This window comes from Conexibacter sp. CPCC 205762, from assembly GCF_030646155.1.
Classification (GTDB): Bacteria; Actinomycetota; Thermoleophilia; order Solirubrobacterales; family Solirubrobacteraceae; genus Conexibacter.
On the sequence record NZ_JAUTDN010000114.1, the window covers coordinates 1 to 541 of the forward strand.

At 67.7% G+C, this 541-nt stretch carries 1 protein-coding gene; it reads right to left on the minus strand.

Going from position 1 to position 541, the window contains the following annotated elements:
- Positions 1-541: ferritin-like domain-containing protein (locus tag Q7L73_RS28650; protein ID WP_304696394.1), on the minus strand; the 541-nt coding region annotated here is incomplete at both ends.

Genomic DNA, 541 nt, shown 5'->3' on the forward strand with positions numbered 1-541 from the left:
TGATGTCGCCGTTGAGCGCCGCGATCGCGCCGGCGTGGCGCGCCTCGATGGTGAGGATCGAGACGGCCGCTCTGATCACCGGCACCTGCTTGATGTTGGTCGCCTGGCCGGAGTAGGCGGCAACGCCAGTCGTCTCCAGCGCAAACGCGGTCGCGCGGAACTTCGCCTCATCTCTGGTCGTGTCACCGAAGTCGAACTTCGGCGACTTGACCGCAGAGCGGCCGAGCACTCTCTTGAGCGCCTTCACGTGCGCCGCCTCGTCAGCGGCGACGAGGTTGGTGAACTGGCCCAGCGCACCCGAGAAGCCGGCCTTCTTGGCCTCGGCGTAGAAGGCCGCCTCGAGGTACTCGAGCGTCAACGCATAGTTGAGGATCGCGACATCCTGCTTCTTGGACGGCTTCGCGGCCGCCGCAAGCGACGGCAGACCGCCAAACAACACGCCCGAGGCGATCAACGAGCCGCCGGCAATGCCGGCCTTGCGGAACAAGTCGGCGCGCGTGTCGCCGGCGACCGCAGCCTCCTGCTCGCGCAACGCGCCGTC